The following is a 21867-nucleotide window of genomic DNA, read 5'->3' on the forward strand; positions in this document are numbered from 1 at the left end:
CGACAATGCCCATCGTCACCATTCAAGTGACCCGCGAGGGAACGGCGCCGGGTGCGGCGTCGCTCACGGCGGAGGAGAAGGCCGCACTGATCAAGGGCTCGAGCGAGCTGCTGCGCGACGTGCTCGGCAAGCCGCTCGAGTCCACCTTCGTCGTGATCGAGGAAGTCGACACCGACAATTGGGGCTGGGGCGGCGTGCCCGTGCAGGAATTCCGCCGCCGCGCCGCTCGGACGGACTGATCCGTCGCGTTTCGCGCGCAGGAGGATGACATGACCGACGCAGATTCGATGCAGCACATCAAGTCCCGGCTGCCCCCGCGGCCGGGATCCGACTCACGATCAACCTGGCGATACGCCGTGGCGGGCCTGTCTGCATCGCTGGTCGGCCTCGGGCTCGCCCGCTTTTCCTATACGCCGCTGATCCCGGCGCTGATTGCGGCGAAATGGTTCAGCGCGTCGGATGTCGTCTATCTCGGCGCGGCGAACCTGGCCGGTTATCTCGCTGGCGCGCTCGCGGCACGAGCTCTCGCGACCCGGGTCGGTGCGGTCCGCACGCTGCGGGCAATGATGCTGCTTGCCACGCTCTCGTTCATTGCGAGCGCAACACCGCTGTCGTTCATGTGGTTTTTCGCTTGGCGCTTCCTGTCCGGCCTTGCCGGCGGCATCATCATGGTGCTGACGGCTTCTGTCATTCTGCCACACACCTCGGCGGCACGGCGCGGAGCCGTCGGCGGCGTGATTTTCGCCGGCGTCGGCCTGGGAGTCGCCGCGTCCGGCACCCTCGTGCCGTTGCTGCTGCAACAGGGCTTGCAGCAGAGCTGGTACGGTCTTGGCATGCTCTCGACGCTCCTCACGCTCGCGAGCTGGTGGAACTGGCCGGCCGAAGCCGAGCCTGCTGCTACGCCGTCGCATCAAGCGAAGCACCATCGCGGCTCGCTGGCTGGCCGCGCGCTGTTGCTTCAATACGGCCTCAATGCGGTAGCCTTGGTGCCGCACATGGTTTTCATTGTCGACTTCGTGGCGCGTGGCCTCGGCCAGGGCATTGCCGCGGGCTCCCGCTATTGGGTGCTGTACGGTCTCGGCGCAGTCGTCGGCCCACTCCTCATCGGTCAGCTCGGCGACCGTTCGGGGTTCGGACCTGCTCTCCGCGCCGCGTTCCTGATCGAGATGGCTGCGGTGCTGCTGCCCACTGTCAGCACGGCGCCGCTGTCCCTGATCGTGTCGAGCGTGGTCCTCGGCGGCTTCACGCCGGGTATCGTGCCCCTGGTCCTGGGACGGGTTCATGAGCTCGTGCCGCATTCGCTCGAGCAACAGCGCGCGATGTGGAGCCACGCTACGACCAGCTTTGCCCTATTCCAGGCGGCTGCAGCGTACGGCTTCTCGTGGATCTACGCCCAGACCGGAAGCGATTATCTGATCCTGTTCGGACTCGGCGGCGCCGCTCTGATGCTTGCACTGGCGATCGATCTCGGCGTCTCGGTTACGACCCGCGAGAAGTAGTCACTGGAACTCGGCCCGGCATGGGTCTTCCGTTTCGGCCGCCAGACCCTCGCCTTGCCGCGGCGATCCTCGCACCTTGGGTTCGCCTCGCAGAAGCTAACGAGCCATAACAACGCATAACGAGCAAACGGCGGCCGTCCGTAGCAATGTGTTCGCAGGACAGCGGCAATCCAATGCCGAATATACAGCGAGGATCTGCCCCGTGCGGATCCGCGAGAGGCTTCGGTTCGAACGTGCCGATGGCATGCAACACATTGGGAGATCAAGAGATGAACAACAACCAGATCGTCGATTCCAGCTTCACCGCGATCATCAATGCGCCGCTCGATCGGATCGACATTCCCGATTGGTGCTTCAATCTGTCCGAGCACGAATATCAGGGCTGCTCCCCGGCGCATATCGCCGCCGGCTTCACGACCACGCCAGATGGCAAGCGTATGTCCATCAATGTCGAGATCATCGGCGGGAGCCTCATGGTTCAGCATTACGTCGAGACGCTCGGGCGGCGAGATCATTTGATTCTCGACTCCACATCCGACGTCTTCACGCCGAACGGTCGCACCACGATCCACGTGACGTGGGAGTTGAGCGTCAAGGAGATCGAACCGGGCAAATGTGAGTTCACTAACAGGGTCAAAACTCATGCCACGGACGAGTTCATGACGTTCATCGGCAAGCAGGGCATTCCGTTCGAGCTGTTCCGGGCGCAGCGCCAGCCCTTCTCGATCTCTCACAATCAGAGCGAAACGCCGCTGTTTGCGGCCAGCATCGAGCGGGCAGCGCTGCAGAACAACCGATAGCCAGCCCGCGGGCTCGAGAGGAGAGATCCATGACGCAATTGTCCTACGAGAAGGAAATCACCGCTCTGCTGGTGGTCGATCCATACAACGACTTCATCTCCGAGGGGGGCAAGATTTGGCCCCGGATCAAGGCCGTGGCCGAAAGGAACGGCTGCGTTCCGCACATGATCCAGGTGCTACATGCGGCCCGCGACGCCGACATCCGTGTCTTTTATGCCATGCACCACCGCTACCGGCCCGGCGACTATGCCTCCTGGAAATATATCGCTCCAATTCAAAGGAGAGCCTGGAATAACAGGAGCTTCGAATTCGGCACCTGGGGTGGAGAGTTTCGCGCGGAGTTCGTCCCGGCGCCCGGCGAGATCGTGGCAAGCGAGCACTGGTGTTCCAGCGGCTTCAGCAACACCGATCTCGACCTCCAGCTCAAGCGGCATGGCATCCAACGGCTAATCGTCATAGGGCTGGTCGCCCACACCTGTATAGAGGCGACCGTGCGCTTTGCTGCCGAGCTCGGATACGACGTGACGGTGGTCAAGGACGCAGTTGCCGATTATTCCGACGACATGATGCGGGCTGCGCTGGAGATCAACATGCCGAACTACGCCAGTGCGATCGTATCCACGCAGGAGATCGTCGAGGCGTTGTCGGCATTGAATTCCGCCGCGTCAGCCGCGTGACCTTCTCGTCGGCATGTCCCCCTCGCTCTGAATCGTCTTTCCCGACTGGAAGGGAGAACTCAATGGCTCGACAGATCACCATCGACAAGCTGTCTTCCGGCCTCTGGACGGCGACCTTCAATAACCCGCCTATCAATCTGATAGATCCCGACACGATCGGCGAATTGCAGGACCTGGTTGCGGAGCTCGAAAGCGATACAGAGATCAAGGTCGTGGTGTTCCGAAGCGCGGACCCGGATTTCTTCCTGGCGCATTGGGATGTGCTCGCGGACAAGCGGAAAGTCGCCGCCATGCCGCCGGGTCCCACGGGCATGCATCCCTGGATCGACCTGCTCGTTCGGCTGTCACGTGCGCCGGTTGCCTCCATCGCGGAGATTCGTGGTCGCGCCCGTGGGGCCGGGAGCGAGTTCGTGCTGGCCTGCGACATGCGCTTTGCCAGCCGCGAGCGTGCAGTTCTTGGGCAATTCGAGGTCGGCCTCGGTGCGGTGCCGGGCGGCAATCCCATGGCGAGGTTGGCCGGCCTGATGGGCCGGGGGCGTGGGCTGGAGGTGATCTTGGGCGCGGACGACTTCCCGGCGGAGCTTGCCGAACGCTATGGTTATGTCAACAGAGCCCTGCCGGACGAGGAGCTCTCTACCTTTGTTGAATCCTTCGCGCGCCGTCTCGCCTCGTTCGAGAAGTACGCGATCGTAGGTGCCAAGGCCTTGATGGATGAGGTCACTTTGCCGGCAGATGCGGTCTTCCCCTCGTCATTATCGGCCTTCTTTAAGTCGACGGCTCACCCTGGCACCCGGAAACGAGCGGCATCCCTCCTCGAGCGAGGACTACAGCGCCGATCCGAAACCGAGCTGCGGCTCGGCCAAGCGGTCGCTGAAGCGAGCTCCTCGAAATGATCTTCCCGATCAATCGGCCGAAGACAGCTGGCCTCGCGACTGCGCGGCATTGTCCTCGTTGATTTCGATGGGCTGTTGCATCGACCCCCGGGCTTTTTTTGGACCGAACGCCGACACGTGGCAGCGTTGAACGCGCGCCCAAGAAGCTCAATGCCGGAAGCCGGCTCGCGCGGATCCGTTGTATTTCGGTGCGGCCCTGCCTATACTCGGCTCGTCTCACCGAAATCGCAGTCGGGGTTACGCAGTGCAGCGCGCTCGCCGTATCCTTGGCGACAAGGCGCGCACCCGGGATGAACTCCCCCAAAAGCAGCATACAGCCGGACGCAGCAACCGGCTCCCCTCACAGCGGCACCGGGGCAGGTCGGGATTTCGATCCGGTCACGTTCGGCCCGTTTTCTCTTCGATCACGAATCCTTGAAAAGGACGGGTTGCCGGTCAAGCTTGGCAGCCGGGCAATCGACATCCTGCGCCTGCTCGTGGATCGCGCTGGCGAAGTCGTGCCGAAGAGCGACATCCTCGCATATGTGTGGGCCGGCCTCGCGGTAGAAGAGATTAGCCTGCGCGTTCACATTGCCGAACTCCGGAAGGCCCTGGGCGATGGGAAGGACGGTGCCCGCTATATCACCAACATTCCGAGCCGAGGATATTGCTTCGTCGCGCCCGTCCGACGTGGCGAACGCAATTCGGCGCTGACGGAGGTGCCGCAGACCCAGGCCGGAGCGATGGACCCGTCGTCCACACTCCCATATCGCCTCGACCGAATGGTCGGACGAGAGGACGTCCTGGCCGAGCTCTCGGCACGTCTGCTGAGCGAACGCTTCGTCACGCTCAGGGGCCCGGGCGGCATAGGCAAGACAACCGTTGCCATCGCGATTGCGCATAAGATGTGGGAGGAGTTCGAGGGCAAAATTCACTTTCTCGATCTTGGTCCGCTGAAGGATGGGACGCTCGTCGCGACCACGGTGGCCGCCGCTCTTGGCCTCGTCGTTCATCACGCCGACCCAACCGAAAGCATCGTCAGTTTTCTTCGCGATCGCCGGCTACTTCTCGTGCTCGATAGCTGCGAACATGTGATCGAAGATGTTGCACGTCTGGCAGAGACGATTCACCGGGAAGCCTTCGGCATCTCCATTCTTGCGACCAGTCGCGAGTCGCTATTGGTGCAGGGAGAGCACATTTACGAACTCGTTCCATTACCAGGTCCTCCGCAGGGCGCTCGTCTGAGCGCGGGTGAGGTGCTGAGCTATCCGGCCGCACGTCTTTTCGCCGAACGTGCGGCTGCCGCCGGTCACCGCCTGGATATCACAGACCAGGACGCGGAAGTTCTTGTAGATATTTGCGGAAAGCTTGACGGCATCGCGCTGGCGATTGAACTCGCTGCCGCACGCGCCGGTGTCTACGGCTTGCGAGAGCTGGCGACACTGCTCGATGGCCGGCTCAAGCTCGAGTGGCGTGGGCGACGCACAGCGCCGCCGCGACAACAGACGCTTGGCGCCACGCTTGACTGGAGTTTCGGTCTGATTGGCGAGGCCGAAAGGCTGGTCCTACAGCGTCTCGCCATCTTCGCCGGGTCCTTTACGCTGCAGGATGCGATTGCCGTCGCGGTCGAAGAGGGGGAGCCTGTCGAAGGCGCCGTCGACGCCCTGGAGCAACTTGTTGCCAAGTCCCTGTTGTCGACGCAACCGAGCCGCCTGTCGCGATGCTATCGCCTGCTCGACGCCACCCGGGCCTATGCGCTCCACAAGCTCAGCGAAAGCGGCCAAGTCCAGGACGTCGCGCGGCGTCACGCCGAGCACGTTCACCGCTCGCTCGAAGCAGGCATGGCCGATTCGGGCTCTGCAGATCCGAAGTCACCTGCGCTCGGCCGCGGGAGTCTGTTGGCAGACGCTCGCGCTGCGCTTCAATGGAGCTACGCTCACGTCGACGGGGACGAGATTCGTGTTCCGCTCGCCGGCAGTTGTGCGCGTCTCTTGATCGAGCTCAACCTGCTTAATGAGGCGCGCATCTGGTCTGAGCGCGCGCTTGCCGTTCTCGACGACCGCCATCGCGGCGGAAGGTGGGAGCTGGAGCTTCAGGCCACGCTCGGTCATGCCTTCATGTTTACGGAGCGCAATAGCGAGCGAGCCGAGGCCGCGCTTCGACGCGGACTCGAGATCGCGGCCGCGATCGGAGACGACGCCAACACATTCAGGCTGTTGGCGCGGTTGAACATGTTCTATCGCCGGACCGGCGACTATCGACATCTGCTGCCGGTGGCACTTGAGGCCGAGCGAGTCGCTCGTCTGATCGGCGATCCGGCGGGGATCGCCGGCGCCAAGGCCCTCATTGGGGTATCCCATCATCTCGTCGGCAACCAGACCGAGGCGCAGCTTCATCTGGACGAAGGCGTACGCAACGACGCGGCGCTACGGGGGGCGCAACCCGGCCATTTCGCCTATTCCAGAACACCTCAGATACCGCTTGCTCGCGTGTTGTGGCTGCGCGGCTTTCCCGATCGGGCGGTGGAATGCGCTCGTCCGCTGACGGGCTCTGGCGCGCCTCGGGATGTCGTTATGCACTGTATCGCGCTCTGCTGGTCCGCCTCGCTGTACGGGTGGATCGGAGACTGGACCGCGGTCGAGGCGATGGCCGGCCGGCTCGAAACGCATGCCGGCCTGCACGGGCTCGCGCCCTACCAGGCGGTAGCGGCCGGTTTCCGGGCGCAGACGATGATCGCCGGTGGGGATTTGCGCGGCGGCATCGAGTTACTGAGAGTCGCACTTCCGCGGCTGCACGCTGACCGCTACGAGCTCTATGCGTCCGCATTCGTTGCGGACCTGTCTCGGGGCTTGGCCGAACTCGGGCAACCGTCCGAGGGACTTGCAATCTTGCGCGAAGCGATCGCTCGCATCGAGCTTGCAGGCGGCGCCTTCGACATGCCAGAGCTCTTGCGCGTGCGGGCGGAACTAGAGCTGCGTCATGGGGATCTTCATGCCGCAGAAGCGAGCCTCCGGTCTTCGGCTGCGTTGGCTGACCAGCAGGGCGCGCTGTCCTGGCGATTGCGGACTGATATGTCGCTGGTGCGTCTGAAGCGTAAGCAGGGAACCCGGAGTCACTTGGAGGAGCTCGCTGCGACTTATGCGAGGTTCTCGGAAGGATTTGAGACGGCCGATCTGAAGGCCGCTCGGCTCATGCTCAATTCAACGCTCGTCTGACCTGATAGGCATCAGTCGAACCGCAAATCCCAGAGATCGATGGATATCATCAGCGTATCGAGCATCGGGGTCAGGGTCGTCTCGTCACGTAGAAAGGTACGCCGCCTCGTCGCGATCTTGATGCCGTCGACGTTGACAGGATTGGACACGTACTCGGCGACCGGAAAATTCCCTGCTATTTCGACTCGATAGTCATGGCGGCGGATGAGCAGGTCGGGACCGAAGTAGAAGTCCTGCTCGATGCTGTGGCTTGCGAGCGCCGGCGAGAAGGTCGCCCTCAGCCCCCGCCAGACCTCGCTTCCCTCATGGCATGGCTCGATCTCGTGCACTTCCGAAGCTTTCTCGGAAAGCAGGAACGGCGTGGTGAGGCAGGTCCAGAGGGCGTAGCTTTCGAAGTAGATGCGGTGCAGCGGATCCCAATGCGTCCGCATATCGTGTCGCGCGAATGAGGTGCGCGGGTCCTTTCGCTCCGCGACGACACGTTCGTCGGCGGCAACAATGGCGACCCGCTCGGGGCTGAACTCGCTGTGCTGGCCGTTTTTTCCAAACGGCTCAATGCGAGCCTGCTCACGGTGAAGGTCAATCCGCACGGTTCGCTGCAGATGATCCTGTTCGACGCCTTTCAGGGCCCAAACGTCGCCGCCTGCCGCGATCGTGGCGGTGAGGCGCTTGCGGGCATTCCATCGGTTCAGGCCGCCATGAGCCTCAATCGCATCCGCCAGCAGCGCAATCATCCGTCGATTTTCCTTCGCGTGAGAACTGCCCTGATAGGTATGCCCAAATGCGGATGATCGCTCGTTAAGCGTTGTTAAGTGGCGCTGCATAATCGAAGAAACGCCGTAGAAACTCGGATATCTCATCCAAATAGCAGAGGTGGAGCAAACTGGATCAGAGCCATCAGGGTGACCACAACCAGGGCCAGCATGACAATTGGCTTGCGCATTTTCGCCCTCCGCTGGATAGGCCGTCTAGCCGAACCTCGGGACCGGCTAGACGGCTGCGCTTCGATCAGACGTCCCCCGTGACGTCCATGATCGCAGCGGCAAATGCCTTGGGCGCCTCCTGCGGAAGGTTATGGCCCACGCCTCCGTTGATCGTGCGGTGCGAATATTTGCCGGAGAACATCTTGGCATAGGCCGACGGATCGGGATGCGGAGCCCCGTTGGCGTCGCCTTCGAGGGTAATGGTCGGGACACCAATGACAGGAGCCCGCGAAAGCAGCGCCTCATAGCCATCATACCTCGCTTCGCCCTCGGCAAGGCCGAGACGCCAGCGGTAGTTGTGGATCACGATCGCGACGTGGTCCGGATTATCGAATGCCTCGGCACTGCGCTGGAAAGTCGTCTCCTCGAAGTGCCATTGCGGGGACGCGAGCTGCCAGATCAATTTCGAAAACTCCCGACGATACTCCTCGTAGCCTTCGCGACCACGCTCGGTCGCGAAATAGAACTGATACCACCATTGAAGCTCTGCCTTTGGCGGCAGGGGCATCTTGCCGGCTTGCTGGCTGCCGATGAGATAGCCGCTCACCGAGACCATCGCCTTGCAGCGCTCCGGCCACAGCACCGCCATGATGTTGGCAGTCCGCGCTCCCCAGTCGAAGCCGGCGATCGTGGCCTTGTCGATTCTGAGCGCATCCATCACAGCGATGATGTCGGCCGCGATCGCCGATGGCTGCCCGTTCCGCATGGTCTCATCGGACAGGAAGCGCGTGGTGCCGTAGCCACGCAAATAGGGCACGATCACGCGGTAGCCCGCGGCGGCGAGAATTGGCGCGACATCGACGAAGCTGTAGATGTCGTACGGCCAGCCGTGCAGCAGGATCACGGCTGGACCGTCGACCGGTCCTGCTTCGGCATAGCCGACGTTGAGCAGGCCGGCATCGACCTGCTTAAGCGACGGGAACGAAGTATTGCCGCCTGCTTTGACGGCGGTAGCAGGCTTCGCAGGCTTGGCTACGGCTGTGCTTGGCGCAAGCTGGGCTGCTGCGAGCATCGTCGCGGCGCCTGCGAAGAAGCGGCGGCGTTCGTGGTCAACATCATCTGACATGAGAGGCTCCTATCGTGGTTGCGTAGTTTCAGCGCGGCCCGAATTGTGGCGTTCAGCCCTTTTTCTCTTGGAGCCGCGCAAGAAAGTCGCGGACCAAGGCGGCAATATCGTCGGCCGCTTCATCCAGTGCGAAGTGGCCGGCTTCCAGGATGTGGACTTCCGCAGTCGGGACATCGTCGCGATAGGCGCTCGCGCCGGCGACGGTGAAGGAGGGATCGTACTTGCCCCACACCACCAGGATCGGAGGCTGCGTCCTGCGTAGCCAATCCTGCCATCGCGGATAGGCAGCGACATTGGTCCGGTAGTCCAGGAACAATGTCGTCTGAATCTCGGGTTGGCCAGGACGCGTCAGGAAGGCGTATTCATCGCACCAGGCGTCGGGGTCGTAGCGCTCGGGATGTGGGCTTGAGCCGAGGTGACGCTGACGCGTCGCCTCGAGAGAGGTGAAGTTGGCCTTCAGCGCCTCGAGTTCATGCGCGGGATCGGCCCAGAATTTGCGACGCGCTTCCCAGAGCGGACTCAAACCTTGCTCGTGTGCAACAGCGTTCTGGATAATCATGGCGCGAACACGTTCCGGGTGGTCCAGCGCCATGCGGAAGCCTACCGGGCCACCATAGTCCTGCATCAGGAGAACGTAGCTGGTGAGACCGAGCCGGTTCGAGAGTTCGCCGATCACGTCGGCGATGTTGTCGAAGGTGTAGGTGAAGTCGGAGGGCGACGGCGCGCTGCTGTTGCCGAAGCCAGGATAGTCGGGCGCGATCAGATGATATCGGTCCGCAAGCAGCGGCAACAACGATTCCCACATCCGCGAGGAGGAAGGGAAGCCGTGCAGCAGAAGCACGGTCGGCGCGTCCGGCGGGCCGGCTTCGCGATAGAAGACCTTGAGGCCTCGGATATCGACCGTGTGATAGCTGATCGAGCGGCGGCTCGACCGCAGATCGTGGGCCGAAGCCTGCACGGTCGCGCAAGCCAGGGCCGCTGAGAGGGCGAGGGCGGCTGGAATGCTCATGTCATTGCTCCGGTGTCATGCCGCTGTCTGAATGCCTGCGCCTGCGCGCGCGGCGGCTTCCGCACGTCGGACCACCGACGTGAGCTCGGGCGTAAAGCTCTCGTCGCCTTCCTCGATATGTCCAGTCAGTCGTGCCGTGATCTCCTGGAATATCCACTCGTTCCCATCGGGATCGATGAAGGAGGCGTAGGAAGCGTAGCTCTTGCGCTGCGGATTGGGACCGGCGACGAGGTCGTGCATGCTGGAGTGATGGAATATGCCGACGGGATCGTGGAAGGGCTCGCTGACGGCGATGCCGCGGCGGCGCAGTTCATCGCACGCGGCTTGAATGTCGGATACGACGAGGTGAAGTCCTTTCACCGAGCCGGGGGCGGCTGTCGTGAGTTTGCTGCCGAAGATCACCGAACACTGGGAACTCGGCGGCGTAAACTGGATCACGCGATAGCCGTCCTTGCCTTCGTAGTCGATATCGAGCCGCCAGCCTAGTTCTGCATAGAACCGCTTGGAACGCTCGACGTCCGAAACCGGCAGGACGAGGACCTCGAGCTTCATTTCGACCTTGTCGAGGGTTGCGGGTTTGCGAAGCCCTGCTTCGAGGATCCGGATGTCCTGCTCCACGGTGCCGCCGCTGATGCCGACTCCGGCAACGAGTTGCCCGTCGATGGTCAGTGGCGCGCCTCCGCCCATCGAACAGAAGCGTCCGCCCGCGACACCCATCAATGGAAACAGCGCCTGGCCAGGCTGCACCATCGGTGACAGGTCCGCGGTTCGAAGCCCCACGAGCGCAGATGTGTAGGCCTTTCGCTCCGACAGTTCGAGCGAGAAGGTCGGAGCGCCGCTCATGCGGTGCTTGAGAATGATGTTGCCGTGCACATCGATGATGCAGATTGCAACCGGCACCTTGGCTTTCTTCGATTCCGCTTCGATGCGCCCTGCGATGGTTTTGGCATAGGAAAGCAGGTCCATGACAGTGTCCTCTCTAGTGGGTATGGCGTGAGCTTTGCGGAGGCATTCGAACGCCTGCACCCGAGCGTGGAGGCGCAGAGGCTTAGGTCTCGCCCGAGCTTCGTTGCTCGCGAGTACAATCTGCACCAGAAGCCGTCGGTTAGCTCGTTATGTATTGTTAGGCGTTGAGAGCGAGAGCGATCGCCGCTGTCGCGGTCATTCGAAGAATGCGTCGAAGATCTCGACGTCCATCAACACCGGCTTGGCGATCACGCTTCCGTCGGCCTGCAACATGTGTACACGGCGAAGCGTCGGCGCGATCACGCCGCCGAAACTGCCGTGTGCCCAGGAATATTGCGCGACTTTCATTCCGAAGAGGTCGTGATCCGTCCGCCGCAGCAATCCGTTCACGTCGAAATAGAGCACCTGCTCGGGTGCGAGCGTAATCACGCTTGGAGGAAATCGCGCCCGCAGCCGTCGCCACGATTCCTTCCTCTCCTCCCAAGGCGGTAGTTCCTCTACGACCACGTCTGGACGCGCAAGCAGAAATGGGCCGACCAGATCATTCCAGATCGCAACGCCGCAAAAAAAGACGAGCTGCAACTCGTCTGCGAGGACGGCAGGGTCGGATTGGGGGAACGCAGGGCTGGGATCGCGCCAGGTTCGCAGCACCTCGCCATGCATGGCTTCGACCGTGATCGCATCCGGTTGAAACGAGCCCGAATACTTTCCGCCGGTGATCCCCATGAAGCGGATGGATTGCGTCCGGGTGGCGCCTTCCGCAGTAACATCCTTGAATTCACCGGCACGCCCGACGCTGTCAAACAGCTTTCCGCTGATGGAAAGGTGGAGCGTGAATCGGCTTAGACTGTTCCAGCGGGCCAAGCCGCCATTGGCACTTAAGACGTCGTCGAGAAGATACATGTCCCGCCATATCACCATGAAGCCCCTCCATCATGGCGGGGTGGCTGCGGCTTGGCGTGTTAGAACTTGTTAGGACTTGCGAGCCGGGATTTCAGCGGTATCCCGTTGAAGGGTTTATCGATTTAGTGCGCCCAGGAGCTCATTCGCTGCGATCAGATCGCGGGTTTGGAGGCCCTCGCCGTAGCGCGCGACAAGTGGGGCGAGCAGGGCGCGGGCGTCCCCGGCTCTGCCGCTCTGTTGCCACACGCGGCCGAGGCTGATCGCTGCGCGGAGCTCCCAACCGAGGGCGGATTGACGACGGGACAGGTCGAGCGACTTGCGGAAAATGCGTTCGGCCTCCGCGGCTTCGCCCGACCGGATAAGGATATCCCCCTTGACCCTCAGCATCTCGGGCATGTCGAAAGATTCGCCATGGCCGGGGATCTCCGCGATGGCCTCGTCGATCGTGGACAAGGCCTCAACCGCATGATTTTGCGCCGCGAGACCCTCCGCGAGCGCCGTAGCAAACACCGTCGTCATGATCCGGTGTCGCGTCGCATAAAGAGTGGCCTGGCTGGCGCGAAGATGCTCGATGCCAGCGGCAAGGTCACCGCGGCGCAGCAGCAGCTCGCCCTTCTGGCCAATGCCTACGGCGTGATAGGGCCCGAGAAAGTGTCGCGCCGAGTGATCGATCAGCCGCTCGATCAGGATTTCGGCATTGGCCCAATCGCCGACCCAGAGAAATACGTAGATCGTCCAGATCAAGGAAATGCCGAGCGTGAGCGGCTGTTCGAGCTGTTCGGCCTCGCGGACTGTGTATCTGGCCGCTTCGATTGCGCGATCCGGCCGTCCCGTGAGCCAGAGCCCGCGCGCCAGCGCGACCAGCGCGACGATGCGGTCGTCATAGCCGAGATGCCCGATGTTTAACCGCTGCGAGTCGGGGTTGTGCACCATCGCGCTTTCGCAGAACCGCACGGCTTCGTGCTGGTTGCCGATCAAATGATGAGCGACCCCCACCATCCACTCCACGTTGAATGTGGCGGCAGGATCGTTCAGCTTCCGCGCGACGCCCTCTCCCCGTTCTCCAGTGCCCAGGGCACCGTGGAAATCGCCGACCCTCGTCAGGTAGATATGGAGGCCGCGCAAAAGCCAGAGCTGCCAATGTAGGTCTTCAAGCTCCTCTGCAAGCTGAAGGCCGCGCGTGAACGCCGACCGTACCGCTTCCGTATTGCCCTGCGTGAACATCACGGACACGCCATGTGCAGCCTGCAACGTCATCTCCTGGCGAACGTCCGCAGCTGGCTTGTCCAGCGATGCAAGGGCCTGCCGGGTCCAGCGATAGCACTCCGTCAGCAGAGTCAGTTCGAGGAAGAATTGGGCGGCTGAAGCCGCCAGATCCACGCCGATCGTCCGATCGCCCCTGTCCGAAAAGCTCCAGATCAGCGCGGCCCGAACATTCGGCAAATGGTCGGCATAGGGAAGGAAGCCGCCGGTCGATTTCAGGCCCGCGGACTTCAATGCAATGTCGCGCAGGAAATCGCGAAAATATTCGGCATGTGCACGCTCGACGCGGTCCGCCTCGCCGTTCTCGACGAGCTTGCCTCCGACGAAGGTGCGCGTCGTATCGAGCAGCCGATAGCGCAGCCGTTCCGCAGGAACAGTTGCGATTAGCGATTTTGAGAGCAGGTTCGAAATTGCTTCAACCGCTTGAAATTCGCCGATGCCTTGGCTCAATGCGACCGCGAGCGCAGCCTCCAGCGTGAACGGCCCGACGAACACGGACAATCCGCGCAGCACCGCGCTTTCGGCTGCGGGCAGCAGGTCGTAACTCCAGGCAAGCGCGGCGCTTAAAGTCTGATGCCGCGGAATGGCGGTGCGTCGTCCCCGCCACAGCAGCGAGAACCGGCTGTCGAGCAGGGACGCCGTCCCGGCGATGCCGTAGGCGTCGACACGTCCGGCCGCGAGCTCGATGGCAAGCGCGATACCGTCCAGGCGTCGGCAGATTTCGGCAACGAGCGGCGCATCCTCTTCGCTCAGCTCGAACCCGCTCAGGCTCTCTGCAATGCGTTCCACGAAGAGCTGGCTTGCAGGATAGGTAAGGACTTCGGCCATCCCCAGCTCCACGCCCTCGGGCGGGCAAGCCAATGGAAGCAACCGATGGACGCGCTCACCCTCCGTTCGAAAGGATTCGCGGCTGGTCGCGAGCACATGCAGCCCTGGCGCCTCCTGAACGATCCGCTCGGCCAACGGAGCGAGCTCGTCAATGACGTGCTCGCAACTGTCGAACACCAGCAGCGTTCGCCGGCTGCGCAGGACCGTCAGTAGTCCCGGAGCCGGATCGTCCGAGTTGACAGTCAGGCCCAACGCGGCCGCAATCGTCCCTGCAACGAGGCTCGTGTCCGAAAGCGCGCCGAAATCCACGAAGTACACCTGGCCGTCGAAAGTCTCGAGCGCGCGGTGGGCCACGGCCACTGCGACCGAGGTCTTTCCGATCCCGCCGGGGCCAACGATTGTGACAAAACGATGCGCGGCAAGCTCGGTGGAAACCTGCTCGACCGCTTCGTCCCGTCCGATCATCCTCGCCAGCGGAGACGGCAACGGATGCGCAGGGCCGGCCGGCTGGGTGGGCTGGCTGTGGAAAGGTGTCGAGCGGAGCAGCGGGGCTGCGAGGCAGTAGCCGCGTCCCGGCACGTTGATGACGTATCGCGAGCCTTCGCCGGCATCTCCCAAGGCCTTCCGCAGCGTGGTGATGTGGAAGCGGAGGCTGCCTTCGTCGACGGTCACGTCGGACCAGACGCGCTTGATGAGCTCGCGCTTGTCCACCACCTGGCCCGCCCGTTCGGCCAGAAAAATGAGAATGTCGAGCGCGCGGCCGCCGAGATGAAGCGGGGCCCCGTCTTTCTCGAGCCGGCGCGAGCTTGCAAATAGCTGGAAGGGCCCGAAGGAAATCGGCGAATCCTGATCGCTGGTGTCCGGCACGGGCACAAATTCCAGTGAGGGGCGCTGTCGCGTTTCTGTCTAGCAGAACGTTGTTGCGAGTAAAACTGCCTGGGCGTGGCGAAAGGCGTGCTAATCGCCCAACGTCTCAAGGGGAACCCAAGCATTTTAGCTTTAGCGTGAGCAGCTTATCGCGTCGCCGCGACAATTCGTCAGCGCGATCGAGGTCGCGGCAGTAGGGTCCGCTTGGATCGTGACCGCGTCGATCATAACAGAATCTCGCAACGTCTAACGAGCTAAACGCGTGCTGCGCAGCCAGTATGAGCCTCGAGCTAGGTCCAACCAACGGGGAGGCTATCGTGTCCGCCATCGGCTCCATTCCGAACGGAGGTACCGTTCGATCTCAGTTCGTCTCTGGCCTTGAGGATCAATCGCGGGATTGGGAGCTCGTGCTGCAGGAATCCCATCACCGCATGAAGAACACGCTGACACTGCTTGGTGCCTCGGTCCGCCGCGACTTCACACGAGCCGGCAGTCGGGACGTCTCGGGGGTGGTGGATCGGTTCGAACGGCGAATCTTTGCCTTTGGCAGGCTCTACCAACTGCTTTCGAACAGCGATGAGCCGTCCCTTTCCGTCGCGACCTTCTTTGAGAATGTCTGCGAAGCACTTTCGGCAGCGGTCCTGGAGCCCGCTGGCGTCCGTTGCGAGGCTTTGGTCGAAGGCGGTGTTCTGTCAGCATCCCAATGTCATCGGCTTGCGCTGATGATCACCGAGCTGGTCACGAATGCGGCGAAACACGCCTTCCCGAGCAAGAATGAGGCGTTGATCCGGATCGAGATCCTCCGCCGAGATGGCACATGGATCTGCACGGTGGCTGACAACGGCATTGGTGCGACAGGTCAGCTCCGGGGCACCGGCAGCCGTATCATGGAAGGGCTTGCGCGCAGCATTCACGCCCGCCTGAATGGCGAAGCGGGGCAGGGCGGCACTCGGATCACCATCGAGATGCCGGCTACCGACTGAAGATGGACGGATCTCACGAACGCTGCGCCATAACACCAAGAGCAAGCGGGTGATGCAACAGCGGGTTCAGCTTTGGGCTCGCCTCTTACATCGGGAGTTCGACATGGCAAAACTTGAAACTGATCGCGAAGCAGGAAATAGGACTTTGGCATCGCGTGGCGCTGATCTGAAGCTCGAAGTCGTCGTAATTCCGGTGTCCGACGTCGACCGATCCAAGGCGTTCTACCAGCGTCTCGGCTGGCGATTGGACGCCGATTTCGCCTCTGGCGATGGATGGCGCGTGGTCCAGTTCACACCGCCGGGCTCTGCCTGCTCGGTGATCTTCGGCCGCAATGTCACGTCGGCATCGCCCGGCTCGACACGCGGTCTGTATCTGATCGTGTCCGATCTCGACACTGCAAGGAATGAGCTGATCGAGCGCGGGATTGCTGTCAGCGAGACGTTTCATGGCGGCGGCGATGTCCATGCGGGCGCTGAGGAGCCCTACCTGTTCGGCAGCGTCCGGATCGGCGGCGTCGACCCGAAGCGCGCCAGCTACAGCTCGTTCGCCTCCTTCAGCGATCCTGACGGCAATGGCTGGTTCCTGCAGGAGGTGACCACGCGACTGCCCGGACGCATCGAGCGTGACGGCGCGACATTCTCCTCCACGGCCGATCTGGCTGCCGCGCTGGGTCGTGCGGCGGTAGCGCATGGCGAGCACGAGAAACGCACTGGCGTGCACGACGAGAATTGGCCCGACTGGTACGCCGAGTACATCGTGCGCGAGCAGGCCGGTCAGTCCCTGCCATCATAAAGCAACAGCATTTTCTGCCCACGGCGCACGGCGGCTCGCTGTCGTGCGCCGTTTCGCGTTGCATCGCCAGAAGCAACATCACCGCTCGTCCTGATCGTGCAGACTCGCAAGGGCTAACGAGGCCTAACAACCGATAACTCGCCAAGCAGAAGGGGGCTGCGTCAATCTCCATGCACGACGCAACGACGGCCCCGATCTCGAGATCGGCCATCGCCACCGACCACAGCAAGGGAGATTCGCCATGACCACGCAATCACGCGCCGACATCCTCAAACCCGACCGCCGTCAATTGCTGAGCCAGGCCGCGATGGGCGCCGTTGCCGCCAGCGTATCGAGCCTGCTGCCGCTGCATCCGGCGAAGGCGGCCATGAGCGACGCGATCCGCCCGTTCCGCGTCAACGTGCCCGAGGAGGACCTGCTCGATCTGCGCCGTCGCCTGGCGGCAACGCGCTGGCCGGATCGCGAGATCGTCGCCGACCAGTCGCAAGGTGTGCAGCTGAGGACGGTGCAGGAACTCGTTCGCTATTGGCAGAGCGACTACGACTGGCGCAGGATGGAGGCGCGGTTGAACGCCCTGCCGCAATTCGTCACCGAGATCGACGGCGTCGACATCCATTTCATTCACGTCCGCTCGCGGCACGAAAACGCGCTGCCGATGATCGTCACGCATGGGTGGCCAGGCTCGATTATCGAGCAGATCAAGATCATCGATCCGCTCACCGATCCGACCGCGCACGGCGGGCACGCCAGGGACGCATTCGATCTGGTCATTCCCTCGCTGCCCGGTCACGGCTTCTCCGGCAAGCCGACCACGCTCGGCTGGGATCCGCAGCGTATCGCGCGCGCCTGGATCGTGCTGATGAAGCGCCTCGGTTACACGCGTTACGTGGCGCAAGGCGGTGATTGGGGCAATGCGGTCACCGAACAGATGGCGCTGATCGCGCCGCCGGAGTTGCTCGGCATCCACACCAACATGCCCGCCACCGTCCCCGACGATATCGCCAAGGCTCTTCAGCCGGGCGGAACGCGACCGGCCAACCTCTCGGCTGATGAGCGCATCGCCTACGACCAACTCGACGATTTCTACAAGCACGGCCTCGGCTATGCGATCGAGATGTCCAATCGGCCGCAGACGCTTTACGGCTTGGTCGACTCCCCCGCGGGCCTCGCGTCCTGGATGCTCGACCATGATGCGCGAAGCGCAGCGATGATCGCGCGCGTCTTCGACGGCAAGACGGAAGGCCTGTCGCGGGACGATGTGATCGACAATATCACGCTCTACTGGCTCACCAACACCGCGGTCTCGTCGGCGCGGCTCTATTGGGAGAACAAGCTGGTGTTCTTCGCGCCCAAGCATGTGCAGATTCCCGTCGCCGTCAGCGTCTTCCCGGACGAGATCTATGCCGCGCCGCGCAGCTGGGCCGAGAAAGCCTATCCCAGGTTGATGCATTACAACCGTCTCGACAAGGGCGGCCACTTTGCAGCCTGGGAGCAGCCCGCATTGTTCACCGCGGAGATGCGCACCGCATTCCGTCCGCTGCGCCAATCGATCTGAAATCGGCATAGATCAGGAGCCAGACCATGAACCGCCCCGAACGTACCTTCGCGACCGGCGAGATCCGCCTTGAACGCCGGCTGCCGACCTACTGGCGTGTCACCTTCGACATGCCGCCGGTCAATATCTTCGGACCGAAGCACCTTCCGCTGCTCAGCGACATCGTCACCGCGATCGAGACCGATCCGCAAGTGAAGGTGGTGGTGTTCGACAGCGCCGTCGAGGGATTCTTCATCACGCATTACAATTTCCTCGCGCCGCTCGAGGAATCGCTTGCCGAGCCGCCCGGACCGACGGGCCTGCAGTCGCTGCCCGACACCCTGGTGCGTCTCAGCCGCGCGCCTGTTGTCTCCATCGCTTCGATACGCGGCCGCGCGACCGGTGTCGGCAGCGAGCTCGCGCTCGCCAGCGACATGCGCTTTGCCAGCCGCGAGAAGGCGATCCTGTCGCAATGGGAGGTCGGCGCGGGCCTCGTGCCGGGCGGAGGACCGATGGCACGATTGCCACGCCTGATGGGCCGTGGCCGCGCGCTCGAGGTTCTGCTGAGCGCCGACGACGTCCATGGTGATCTGGCCGAACGGTATGGCTATGTCAACCGATCCTTGCCGGATGCCGAGCTCGACGGCTTCGTCGAGGCGCTCGCGATGCGTATCGCCACGTTTGACAAGGACGCCATCGCCGAGACCAAGCGCCTCGTCGATATCGCGAGCCTGCCGCCCGATGTCGAGATCAAGCCCGAGTGGGACGCGTTCCTGGCCTCGCTCGCACGCCCCGCAGCTCAGAGCCGCATCAAGGCGCTCATGGCGCGCGGCTTTCACCGCCCCGGCGACGTCGAAAATCGACTCGGTTTCCACGTCGGCCAGCTGGGCGGATGAATCAACGGTCCCGCGCGCGACCGCGAGTTGCGCCTGTTCTGCCGGAATAAAAGGAGAAACATATGAGCTTCACGATCGATGTAAACGGAATTCCTCGCAGCGTCGATGTCGATGGCGACACCCCGCTGCTTTGGGTATTGCGCGACGTGCTCGGTATGACCGGCACGAAATTCGGCTGCGGCATGGCATTGTGCGGAGCGTGCACGGTCCATCTTGACGGCGCGGCAGTCCGCTCCTGCATCACCACTGTCGACAGCATCGGCGAGGGCAAGGTCACCACCATTGAAGCGATCGGCGGGACGCCGGCAGGCGCGAAGGTTCAGAGGGCCTGGCTCGAGCACGAAGTGCCGCAATGTGGCTATTGCCAGTCCGGCCAGATCATGTCGGCCTCGGCGCTGCTTGCCGACAAGCCTCATCCGACCGACGCGGATATCGATGATGCCATGAGCGGCAACATCTGCCGCTGTGGGACGTATGTCCGCATTCGGGAGGCGATCAAGCTTGCCGCCGGATCGCAGGTGAAGGAGCGTTGATCATGACATCGGATCGCACGGCGTCTCACGCCTCTGCCACGCTATCCCGTCGCAGCTTTCTGGTGAAGACGGCCCTGGCCGGCGGCGGTCTCGTGCTGAGCCTGAGCTTGCCGCTTGGCCAGAGCAGAAGCTCCTCCACTGGGACGTTCGAACCGAACGCCTTTATCCGGATCGGACGTGACGGTGAGGTGGTCCTGACCATGCCGTATGTCGAAATGGGGCAAGGCACCTACACCTCCATTCCGATGCTGATCGCCGAAGAGCTGGAAGTCGGCCTCGGGCAGGTGCGGCTCGAACATGCGCCGCCCAACGAAAAGCTCTATGCCAACCCGCTGCTGGGTGTGCAGGCCACCGGCAATTCGAACGCGATCCGCGGCGCCTGGAAGCCGTTGCGAGAAGCCGGCGCAACAGCGCGGATCATGCTGATCGAAGCAGCCGCGCGGCGCTGGGGTGTCGATGCGAAACACTGCCGGGCCGAGGCAGGCGAGGTCATCCATACGCCGAGCGGGCGTCGCCTCAAGTACGGTGAGCTCGCCGCAGAGGCTGCGATGATCCCTCCGCCTGCCAGCGTGGTTCTGAAGAATGCGAATGAGTTCAAGCTGATCGGCACGCCGGTACGGCGGCTCGACGTGTCGGGCAAGGTGAACGGCTCCGCCCTCTATGGAATTGACGCGCGGCCACCCGGGCTGAAGATCGCGACATTGGCTCAATCGCCGGTGTTTGGCGGCAGACTGAAGAAGGTGGATGACAGTGCGGCGATGGCCATCAAAGGCGTGCGCCAGATTGTCCGGCTCGACGATGCCGTTGCCGTCGTCGCGGACCACATGGGCGCGGCCAAGAAGGGTCTGGCGGCACTCAAGATCGAGTGGGAGGACGGACGCCATGCTGGTCTCAGCACGCAGGACATCGCCCGCGAGCTCGAGGACGCCACTCTGAAGGCCGGTCCGATTGCGCAAGACATCGGCGACGCCGCGAAGGCGTTGGCCGGCGCCGCGACCCGGGTCCAGGCAAGCTATCATCTGCCGTTTCTGGCGCATGCAACGATGGAGCCGATGAACTGCACGGTCCACTTCCGCGGCGATGAGTGCGAGATTTGGGTCGGCACGCAGGCGATCGCAAGAGTCCAGGCGATGGCGGCGAAGGCGACCGGCCTGCCGCCGGACAAGGTCACCGTTCACAATCATCTGATCGGCGGAGGCTTTGGACGCCGCCTTGAGGCCGATGGTGCGGTACGTGCCGTCGAGATCGCCAAGCAAGTCGATGGTCCCGTGAAGGTCGTGTGGACGCGCGAGGAGGACATCCAACACGACATGTACCGTCCCTATTGGGTTGACCGCATCGAAGCCGGTCTCGACGAGAGCGGTAGACCCGTGGCATGGACCAACCGCTTCGCCGGCTCCTCCGTGATCGCGCGGTGGCTTCCGCCCGCATTCAGGAACGGGCTCGATCCCGACACGACGGAAGGCGCGATCGACCTGGTCTATTCGCTTCCGAACTTCCATGTCGAATATGTTCGCGTCGAACCGCCGGGCATTCCGACGGCCTTCTGGCGCAGCGTCGGTCCCTCGCACAACGTATTCGTCACCGAAAGCTTCATCGATGAATTGGCGGCGGCGGCCAAGCAGGATGCCGTCGCCTATCGCCGTGCGCTGCTGGACCACAATCCGCGTGCGAAGGCTGTGCTCGAACTCGCGGCGGAAAAGGCGGGATGGGGCACACCATTGCCCCAGGGGCGAGGCCTGGGCGTTGCCTTGCAAAATGTGTTCGGAAGCCACCTCGCGCAGGTTGCGGAGGTCGAGGTTGCCAAGGATGGATCGATCCGCGTGCACCGCGTCGTGTGCGCCATGGACTGCGGCATCGTGGTCAATCCCGACACGGTGCAGGCGCAGATCCAGAGCGGCGTCATGTTCGGAGTCACCGCGGCCCTGTACGGTGAGATCACGCTGAAAGGCGGTCGCGTCGAACAGGCTAATTTCGATACCTATCAGATGCTGCGCATCGACCTGGCGCCTTCCATCGAGGTCTACCTCGTAAAGTCAGCGGAACCTCCCGGCGGAATGGGTGAGGCTGGAACCTCGGGCATCGTCCCCGCCGTGGCGAACGCCATTTTTGCGGCCACCGGCAGGCGATTGCGCAAAATGCCGATCGACTTCAACGCGCTTAAGACGTGAATGCATCAA

General features: G+C 62.9%; 18 protein-coding genes. 12 read left to right on the top strand and 6 right to left on the bottom strand.

Going from position 1 to position 21867, the window contains the following annotated elements; genetic code table 11:
• The first annotated feature begins 5 nt into the window (after positions 1-5).
• The 6 genes from I6F17_RS28550 (at position 6) to I6F17_RS28575 (ending at position 7063) form a co-directional block, all read left to right on the top strand.
• On the top strand, positions 6-239 hold the full coding sequence (locus tag I6F17_RS28550; RefSeq protein WP_225130677.1) for a 4-oxalocrotonate tautomerase family protein: 234 nt from the start codon (positions 6-8) through the stop codon (positions 237-239).
• A gap of 30 nt (positions 240-269) precedes the next feature.
• Positions 270-1499, top strand: coding sequence for a YbfB/YjiJ family MFS transporter (locus tag I6F17_RS28555; RefSeq protein ID WP_225130679.1), 1230 nt, complete (start codon positions 270-272; stop codon positions 1497-1499).
• 269 nt (positions 1500-1768) lie between these two features.
• Complete coding sequence (locus I6F17_RS28560) at positions 1769-2299, top strand: hypothetical protein (protein ID WP_036044101.1); 531 nt, start codon at positions 1769-1771, stop codon at positions 2297-2299.
• A gap of 29 nt (positions 2300-2328) precedes the next feature.
• Positions 2329-2976: an isochorismatase family cysteine hydrolase gene (locus I6F17_RS28565; RefSeq protein ID WP_036044103.1), complete on the top strand. Its 648-nt coding sequence runs from the start codon at positions 2329-2331 to the stop codon at positions 2974-2976.
• 62 nt (positions 2977-3038) lie between these two features.
• Positions 3039-3869 carry an enoyl-CoA hydratase/isomerase family protein gene (locus tag I6F17_RS28570; protein WP_225190455.1) on the top strand — a complete coding sequence of 277 codons (831 nt, stop codon included), beginning with the start codon at positions 3039-3041 and terminating at the stop codon, positions 3867-3869.
• 290 nt (positions 3870-4159) lie between these two features.
• Positions 4160-7063, top strand: coding sequence for a winged helix-turn-helix domain-containing protein (locus I6F17_RS28575; protein ID WP_225130681.1), 2904 nt, complete (start codon positions 4160-4162; stop codon positions 7061-7063).
• A gap of 11 nt (positions 7064-7074) precedes the next feature.
• Here I6F17_RS28575 and I6F17_RS28580 read toward each other — a convergent pair whose 3' ends face one another.
• The 6 genes from I6F17_RS28580 to I6F17_RS28605 all read right to left on the bottom strand — a co-directional run bounded on the left by I6F17_RS28580 (position 7075) and on the right by I6F17_RS28605 (position 14948).
• A complete protein-coding gene (locus I6F17_RS28580) occupies positions 7075-7797 on the bottom strand; it encodes a hypothetical protein (protein WP_225130682.1) in 723 nt (240 codons plus the stop codon).
• Positions 7798-8071: 274 nt separating this feature from the next.
• Positions 8072-9112: an alpha/beta hydrolase gene (locus I6F17_RS28585; RefSeq protein WP_225130683.1), complete on the bottom strand. Its 1041-nt coding sequence runs from the start codon at positions 9110-9112 to the stop codon at positions 8072-8074.
• A 52-nt stretch (positions 9113-9164) separates the two neighbouring features.
• Positions 9165-10121 carry an alpha/beta hydrolase gene (locus I6F17_RS28590; protein ID WP_225130684.1) on the bottom strand — a complete coding sequence of 319 codons (957 nt, stop codon included), beginning with the start codon at positions 10119-10121 and terminating at the stop codon, positions 9165-9167.
• 15 nt (positions 10122-10136) lie between these two features.
• On the bottom strand, positions 10137-11087 hold the full coding sequence (locus I6F17_RS28595) for a heme-binding protein (protein ID WP_225130685.1): 951 nt from the start codon (positions 11085-11087) through the stop codon (positions 10137-10139).
• A 195-nt stretch (positions 11088-11282) separates the two neighbouring features.
• Entirely contained in the window at positions 11283-11990 is a 708-nt protein-coding gene (locus I6F17_RS28600) for a hypothetical protein (protein ID WP_225130686.1), read from the bottom strand.
• Between the two features lie 114 nt (positions 11991-12104).
• Complete coding sequence (locus tag I6F17_RS28605; protein WP_225130688.1) at positions 12105-14948, bottom strand: winged helix-turn-helix domain-containing protein; 2844 nt, start codon at positions 14946-14948, stop codon at positions 12105-12107.
• Between the two features lie 317 nt (positions 14949-15265).
• Between I6F17_RS28605 and I6F17_RS28610 the strand changes: the two genes are divergently transcribed.
• The 6 genes from I6F17_RS28610 (at position 15266) to I6F17_RS28635 (ending at position 21858) form a co-directional block, all read left to right on the top strand.
• Positions 15266-15931 carry a sensor histidine kinase gene (locus I6F17_RS28610; protein ID WP_225130690.1) on the top strand — a complete coding sequence of 222 codons (666 nt, stop codon included), beginning with the start codon at positions 15266-15268 and terminating at the stop codon, positions 15929-15931.
• Positions 15932-16034: 103 nt separating this feature from the next.
• A complete protein-coding gene (locus I6F17_RS28615) occupies positions 16035-16724 on the top strand; it encodes a VOC family protein (protein ID WP_225130692.1) in 690 nt (229 codons plus the stop codon).
• Positions 16725-16965: 241 nt separating this feature from the next.
• On the top strand, positions 16966-18279 hold the full coding sequence (locus I6F17_RS28620) for an epoxide hydrolase family protein (RefSeq protein WP_225130694.1): 1314 nt from the start codon (positions 16966-16968) through the stop codon (positions 18277-18279).
• A gap of 26 nt (positions 18280-18305) precedes the next feature.
• Complete coding sequence (locus I6F17_RS28625) at positions 18306-19154, top strand: enoyl-CoA hydratase/isomerase family protein (RefSeq protein ID WP_225130695.1); 849 nt, start codon at positions 18306-18308, stop codon at positions 19152-19154.
• Between the two features lie 62 nt (positions 19155-19216).
• Positions 19217-19687: a (2Fe-2S)-binding protein gene (locus I6F17_RS28630; RefSeq protein ID WP_225130696.1), complete on the top strand. Its 471-nt coding sequence runs from the start codon at positions 19217-19219 to the stop codon at positions 19685-19687.
• Between the two features lie 2 nt (positions 19688-19689).
• Entirely contained in the window at positions 19690-21858 is a 2169-nt protein-coding gene (locus I6F17_RS28635) for a xanthine dehydrogenase family protein molybdopterin-binding subunit (RefSeq protein WP_225130697.1), read from the top strand.
• The last annotated feature ends 9 nt before the right edge of the window (positions 21859-21867 follow it).

The organism is Bradyrhizobium sp. NBAIM18 (assembly GCF_020193825.1).
In the GTDB taxonomy this organism is placed as follows: Bacteria; Pseudomonadota; Alphaproteobacteria; order Rhizobiales; family Xanthobacteraceae; genus Bradyrhizobium; species Bradyrhizobium yuanmingense.